This is a genomic window from Oligoflexus sp., assembly GCF_035638955.1.
Lineage (GTDB): Bacteria > Bdellovibrionota_B > Oligoflexia > Oligoflexales > Oligoflexaceae > Oligoflexus.
The window spans coordinates 1-6744 of the sequence record NZ_DASQYZ010000066.1; the positions used below are offsets into that span (position 1 = coordinate 1).

At 50.9% G+C, this 6744-nt stretch carries 7 protein-coding genes; 2 read left to right on the plus strand and 5 right to left on the minus strand.

The genetic code is table 11. The features are described from left to right. Window positions 1-136 precede the first annotated feature (136 nt). The 3 genes from VE954_RS06700 to VE954_RS06710 are packed head-to-tail and all read right to left on the minus strand — an operon-like array spanning window position 137 to window position 1962. Complete coding sequence (locus VE954_RS06700) at window positions 137-568, minus strand: PPC domain-containing DNA-binding protein (RefSeq protein ID WP_324950949.1); 432 nt, start codon at window positions 566-568, stop codon at window positions 137-139. A 39-nt stretch (window positions 569-607) separates the two neighbouring features. After that, on the minus strand, window positions 608-1396 hold the full coding sequence (locus tag VE954_RS06705) for an alpha/beta hydrolase (protein ID WP_324950951.1): 789 nt from the start codon (window positions 1394-1396) through the stop codon (window positions 608-610). A 32-nt stretch (window positions 1397-1428) separates the two neighbouring features. Further along, the gene (locus VE954_RS06710) at window positions 1429-1962 is read right to left on the minus strand and encodes an SRPBCC domain-containing protein (protein ID WP_324950953.1); all 534 of its coding nucleotides are present in this window, start codon (window positions 1960-1962) and stop codon (window positions 1429-1431) included. A 103-nt stretch (window positions 1963-2065) separates the two neighbouring features. Here VE954_RS06710 and VE954_RS06715 point away from each other — a divergent pair, with 103 nt between their 5' ends. After that, on the plus strand, window positions 2066-2674 hold the full coding sequence (locus VE954_RS06715) for a TetR/AcrR family transcriptional regulator (protein WP_324950954.1): 609 nt from the start codon (window positions 2066-2068) through the stop codon (window positions 2672-2674). A 118-nt stretch (window positions 2675-2792) separates the two neighbouring features. Here the strand turns inward: VE954_RS06715 and VE954_RS06720 are convergent, their stop codons facing one another. Together VE954_RS06720 and VE954_RS06725 are read right to left on the minus strand one after the other, a co-directional pair. Continuing rightward, window positions 2793-3761 (minus strand): hypothetical protein, encoded by a 969-nt coding sequence (locus VE954_RS06720; RefSeq protein WP_324950956.1) that lies wholly within the window; start codon window positions 3759-3761, stop codon window positions 2793-2795. A 36-nt stretch (window positions 3762-3797) separates the two neighbouring features. After that, complete coding sequence (locus VE954_RS06725) at window positions 3798-5681, minus strand: S46 family peptidase (protein ID WP_324950958.1); 1884 nt, start codon at window positions 5679-5681, stop codon at window positions 3798-3800. 384 nt (window positions 5682-6065) lie between these two features. On the opposite strand from VE954_RS06725, the gene VE954_RS06730 reads away from it, so the two are divergent. After that, window positions 6066-6596: a hypothetical protein gene (locus VE954_RS06730; RefSeq protein WP_324950960.1), complete on the plus strand. Its 531-nt coding sequence runs from the start codon at window positions 6066-6068 to the stop codon at window positions 6594-6596. The last annotated feature ends 148 nt before the right edge of the window (window positions 6597-6744 follow it).

Below are 6744 nucleotides of genomic sequence, written 5' to 3' on the forward strand. Positions count from 1 at the left end.
ACGCGCATGGCTGCCTCTTTGGAGAGTGTTAAGTAGTCTTAACATTTTACAGCGCGTTGACCTCAACAGCAAGCAGGGCGCCTGCCAACCACCGACCATTTTGATATTCGACCCAAATGATGCCGTTTCTAACACCCTAAGGCTCGTGGCGCAGACTCATCTGCAGCTCCTTATATCCAGTCGCCGGATCATGCGCCCGCGTAAAGCGCAACTCCTCCGCTTCGCCGAGCACAATCTCGGCCGTCGTACGCACGATCGAGCCGTCGAGGAGATGCCCGCCCATGCATTGTCCTTCACCATTGGAAACCGACACATGCAGATGAACGCCACCTAGGACCGTCAGCGTACCACCAAGCGAAAGTATTTCCAGGTCGCCACGCACTTCGCTCGCCTCGCTCTTCCCCGCATAACGCAGGCGCACCGCACTTAAAGATCCGACGACACTTAGGACAAAACCTGCTGTCAAATTGAGTTGACTAACTGCAGCTTCAATTTCTTTTTTCAGATCATCGCCCGGTCCCAAGCGCAGGGCCGTGACCCGAACCGAACCGAGAGGGAATGATGGCATGCATCCTCCGGGAGTGGTGCGCTCACTGGCGCAACAGAATCAGGTAGTAAAAAAGAAAGCCTCCAGCGGGGGTGCCACAGCCTTGGCCGAAAAGTTGTGATTCTGCCCAGCGAGCGGAATTTCTTTGCCATTCGACAGCGCTTGAGCGACCGCGTGAACGGAATCAATCAAGAAGCGCGGGGATTTTTCACCATAAAAGACCGCCGTAGGAATCGTGATGCGGGAAATTGCGTCTACTGGAACCAAACCGTCGTCCAGAAGCGTGAGATCATAGATCAGTGTTGGGGCCACCGCCTTCAGCTTCTTCCACATGGGGGTCAACCTTAAGATCCAGCTCACAAGGCTCGGGATACCTACGGCTTCGACCTGAAAATACCTTACAGCTTCACTCCGTTGATCCGCTTCAATGAGCCGTTTGATCGTTTTCAAATGTTCAGGTGTCAGGTTTTTTGCCGAACGATCAACAAAGAAAGGTGGCTCATAAAGCGCCAGTTTGCTAATGTTCAAACCCGCGTTAACGGCTGAAATCGCCAGCGCTGCGCCTGAGGACATACCGAAAACCATGGCCGCCCCACCCGCTGCCATGATGATTGCCTCCAAATCTTCAACCTCACCCTGTGGCGAGTACGGCTTCGTATCCCCGCTCTCGTTTCTACCCCGGCGGTCATAGGTGAAGACTGTGAAGGTGCGAGCGAGTAAGGGAACCAGGGCGCTCATAGGCCCAAGGCGGCGACTGCAGAGTGCACCGTCCACGAGAATGACCGTTGGTCCGCTGCCTGACAGTTCATAGGCGATGAGTGTGCCGTCCCTGGACCTTGATTTTTTCATAGCTGCGCCTCATGCTTGCCGTGTAAGAGCCGTTAGCGGAGAAGCGTTTCCAACTTATCCAACTGCTGCTCCCAGCCCATTTTCGCCATCAATTTCATAATCAGCGGAATGCCCGTTTCCGTTATTGTAATTTGCGTTCTTCCAGCTATCTCTTTGAATTCGACTACCACTAGGATCTCATCCGGCCAATCCCCTGGCACAGGCACGTCCTTGCCCGAAACCGCCTTTCCATGCTCATCTGAGAACGAGATCGTCGACTTGATCAATTGCAGAGGAACAATTTCAGTATACGCGCCAGTATTCCAGAACATCTCACCCTTGGGTGAACGCATCGAATAGAGGTAACGTCCTCCGACACGAAAGTCACTCGTGATGACCGGGGCTGTGAAATCTTTTGGACTCCACCAGTTTTTCATGGCCTCAGGATCGGTCCATACGGCCCAGACCTTGGATACTGGCGCAGGAAGAGTACGCTCGACGTGGACCACGGAAGGGATTCTGCGCATCACGTAAAACGCGCCGCCCAGAATCAAAACACAAGCAAAAAGGATCTTGAGAATCTTCATATTTGTCGAATTTCCCTGCTGTTTTTCAAAGTGTACTATATAGTACAGAAATTTGCCAACTGGTCTGTTAAAATTTTGACCCAGGGCTGGATAGAGTTGATTTATGAAAAAAACACAGACACGCATCAAAATGATTGAAGCCGCCATTGATCTCTTTCACCAACAGGGTGTAAATGCGACCAGCATCGATGAAATCCTCGCCCAATCGGGAACGGGGAAAGGTCAATTCACCCACTTTTTTAAAAACAAAGATGGATTGGTAAAGGCTACTCTCATTTACCTGAGTGAGATCATCCAAAGCGGACAGGTTGCAACCGTATACCAGGTGAAAACATGGCAGGAAATGGACCTTTGGTTTCAATCCTTCATCGATTTTCAGAGGTCGGTGAACTGTGAACGCTCGTGTCCAATCGGGACGATCGGCAATGACCTTTCCAGCAAACAGAGTGAGCTGCGAGAGGAAGTTATTCGATTTCTAAGCTGGAGCCGAAATGAACTTGCCAGGTTTTTCCAACAGGAAAAAGACGGCGGGGAACTTCCACCCTCAGCAAAACCTGATGCCCTGGCTGATTTCTGCATTGCAATTATGCAGGGGGGGATGCTCCTGACCAAGTTGAAGAGAGATACCGATGCGTTTGAGAATGCAGCAGAACAGGCGCGCATCTATATCAAATCACTGAGAATGACTGGAGATAAAGGACGCTCACTGTAAATAGTGGGCCCTTCTTTAACCTGACCCGCGGTGAGTCGAAGATGAAACTCTTCAAATCGAAGAATGGTTGGTATGGCTTGGTTCCGTGCGCGACGGATCGCATCTGAAACAGGTACATCTAGTTGTTCCTGACAGTCGTCTGCAGTGCAATGATATCGTATGCGTGATCCGGCATGCGAATATGCACAGCATCCCGCCCCATAAGCGAAAACATCTCCGCCTGCGGATTGAATTTCTGAAACGTCTCAAGTGATTCAACGCCGATGACAATCGCATAGAGCGGGTATGTCTTGGTCTTAAAACGCTTGCCTAACTCCGAGGAACCCGTGACCCATTGGATCCATGTGCCGTCTGGCAGATTTGTCCGCATGCGCTGGGGTTCGACTCCAACGATTTTTGCAAAATTTTGCGAGGCATCTTCAGAAAACTGCCATAGATGACCCAAAAGAATCCGGGCTGTATTGGGATGTTCCAAGGACTGCAAATTCTTGACACGAGATTTGGCTCGTTCTTCAAGCGTTCGGGAGGGATCCCTTTCATGCTCACCGAACCAGAAGTAAAGCCCTTTCATAGGATCGTTATCGAATTCGATGGAATTCCATCCAGGCCAGTCGGCCTTGGGATCCTTATTCCAGGCGTAGTTCTTATGCGTAAACTTTGGCGAGAATGATTTCCATTCCGCTTCATGATCCTCGTAGAAGGTGCGCAAGGGACGGTTCACCTTCAGGCTGACCCCGGGCCAGGCAGTGTCACGCGGATCCTTGGAGTCTGATAGATCGTCTTTGGGAAGACTGGGATCCTTATGGCAAATCTCGATATAATAGGAGCGCTCCACAGGTGTCTTGAGATTCACAAACTGGCAAAGAAGCTGGCCCGGATGATGGGCGGTTTCCTCATTCCGCAAAAAGCCCTTCGTCATGAGCGACTCAAAATCTTCCTTGCTTTGGGTCAGAGTATAGGCATGGTCCAGATAGAAAATCGTAGGATCACGCAGAGCCCTGGACTCGGAGCGATCTTTGTGAACGCAGCCTGTGAAAAGGCTTTGACCCAGGAAAGACAGAATTCCAATACACCAAATCTTTTTCATATACGACACATCCTATTCCGTGCGGCTTAACCGCGTTCAAAGCTGGAGTTCTTTGATCAAAGCCTTCGCGCCCGAAGTCGAGAGTGTATTGCGGATGGTCTCAACTCCCGTGTGGATGGCTGTGTTCTGGTTTTCGTTATAATACCAGTCCAGGAAAAGATTCCGTTCATCAAGGGTATTATAGACCCCAACAAAGCGACCTTTGGCATCGAGCGTAGGCGCTCCAATCGAGCGGCGGATACCGACATCAGCGCTCGACAGGAAGTTTTGGATGGCGATACTCCTTGAGCCGATCGGCAGACGGGCCTTTTGAAGGACCTTAACCTTGCCAAAGGCCCAGGTCAAAAGCTCTTGGGTTTCGCCTTCGTAAAAGGGACGGCCTGAAGCTTGGCTGTATTCCTTGAGAGCGCGATAGTACGTGTAATCATAGAGGGCGCGCTCTGCGTCCGTGCTTTCAGAATAGGTCTCGAGCATGCGAAGGATCACGCCCCGCAGTTTCAGCAGAGAATCCGAACTCAAGTCAGTTTTTGCCACATAGGTCTGCGCATCAAAGGCCTTTGAAGTTGTAAACATCTTTTTCAGGTCGGCTGTGCGTTGCGGGTCGCTCTTACTGATCCAGAATTTAATCTCAGCTGGCAGTTCAAGCTTTGCGTGCACACTCTCCTTTTGCACCATGTCCAGCGTCAAACTCATCAGACGGGCTTCAGTCGGCAGATCGAAGCGGACTTTGCGCTCAGCAAACTGTTGCTGAAATAGCGATAGAGTGTCTGGTTTAACCTGGGCAGCTGCCTTTTCAGCCCAGCTGACAAAGGCCATGGAGTCAAGCTCGGTCAGACGCCCCAGGATACTGGCCAGCGCGCCCACCTTAACGTCCTGCCGATAAACGGCAAGACGCCCATCGAGGACTTTTCTTTCCTCGGCCGTCCACTGGGCGGCCGCAGAGTTGAGAACATTCTGCTCAAAAGTCCGAAGCTCGCGCAGAGCCTCGGATGAGTCGATCGCGGCCATCAGTTGATCAACACCAGCCTCCTGCCAGTTCTGTCCTTGAATTTTCTGTAGATAGAGATTTCGGATCTGCGGATCATGCTGGGCTTCCTCCGCGACAGCACGGGCGATCGCCTCCGCCCATCCTGTACTCAAAGCATCGTAGAGACCGCCCGTGATGGCCTCATACATGACGGTGGCTCCCAGATGCCGCTTATAACGCCATGTATAACTGGGAACATAGACGCGCTCATCGGGCTCAAGCGCTTCCTTGCGGATGCGAAAGTAACGCAAAGGTTTCGTAGGCGTGCCCGGTTTCGACTGAAAACCCCCATAGGAGCGGAAGATTGCGAAACCCGCTTCGGGCATGTCGGCCTGTCTTTCCATCATCCGGTTCTGCCGATTACCGGCCGCGATCGGCGGCGCAAAAACAAGACGAAAATCTTTCAATTCCACGGTTTTCTTAAGAATGAATCGAGTGGCGCCAGAAATTTCCTGAACGCTGCACGTCAAGGACCGACCTTGTCCACAGTCCTCTTCCATTGTTTTTTTGCGTTCTTGAATTTTGTCATAATCAGCGTTGGTTATAATGCGCCCTGGAATACCTTCGAGAATTCGAGCCGTGACGTCCTCACTGCCCACTGTGACACCGATTCCAAAATCAAGATCTGCCTTAAGCTCCTCACCTGGTGTGGACGCATGGCAGCCATTCTTGACAAGATCACGACCAGCGGAAGAGTGCTTGACAAGCGTCGGGAGCGCGCAATCATAGCCGGTCATGAGAAGACCTGTGCTGGTGACAAAAGCCCCCGTGCAGCGACGGATGCGAACGACAGCCGGCGCTTCGTCCCCAAGGCGTTTGATATCCTGATTCAAGCCTGTGGAAGACCATGAGGCGGCCTCAAGACCCGCCTTCAAATCGTGCTGATTCCACATCCCTGGCGCTCCGAAAGCCGCCTTACTCCATACCAAACATGCCACAAAAGCGATCTTATTAAAATTATTGATCACAAGGCCATCCAAGCAAGGAAATGATCACTGCTGAAGGATGACAGTTATAGATTTTGGATATTGCGGTTCTCGCGACCGAAGGGTTGCCAGGTTCGTTACCCTCTGCAGCTGGAGCATGAAAACGATATTTTCAATGGTCCCTATTTTTTTATTGAAACACCAATGCTCATGGAACAAGAAGCATGCACGGTTGAACCGCGCAGCATGACTGAGATTTTATCCATGCTTTCAACCAGCCATTTTAGAGTTCAAACATTGACCAGGGAAAGATTGCAGCAACTCACGAACAAGATCCTTCTGAGTTTTATTATGGCTTTTTCCAGTGTTGTGCTGGCCAAGCCTCAAGGGTCCGACATCCTGAAGCTGGCAAACCCTTCAAGGCAGCAAGTTGATGACTGCTTTGTAACGGATCCAGACGCCAGAAACCTTCTCCAAAACCTTCGATCAGACCATTTTTACTACTACTTCCACGAACTTTTTGAAGAACAGTATAAGCTTGGCGAAGAGGGGCTTACTGTGGGTGATATGAGTGGCGGGCACTACTCCATGTGTGTGGGTGCTGCCGAGCTGGCTACAAAATTCAGAAAATCGGGAAACAAAGTCGAGGCCCAAATGTGGGCAGAACGGGCGCTCGATCATTTTCGTGCTTTCGAGAGACTCCGTCCTGATTGGTTCAATATTAACTCCTTTGTCGCCATGGCAGCGACTGTCCTGGGGCATAACGACGAAGCCATGGCTCTGTTTCGCGATCAGTATAGAAAGCAAGGACGTAAGGTTGACGAGAAAGAGACCCATAGGTTTGAGGCGGAAGTAACGGCGCTGATGAACGAGTCGGATTGATTTGAATACACCCTATGCATAACTCAAACCATCTAATTGAAATTAACCACTGAACATAAAAGTGTTTTTCCAAAACATTTTTTGCAGCTTCGCGAGCCGCTCTTCGTCTAGAAGATGGCCCTGCCCATGGATGGACAGGTGGAATTAT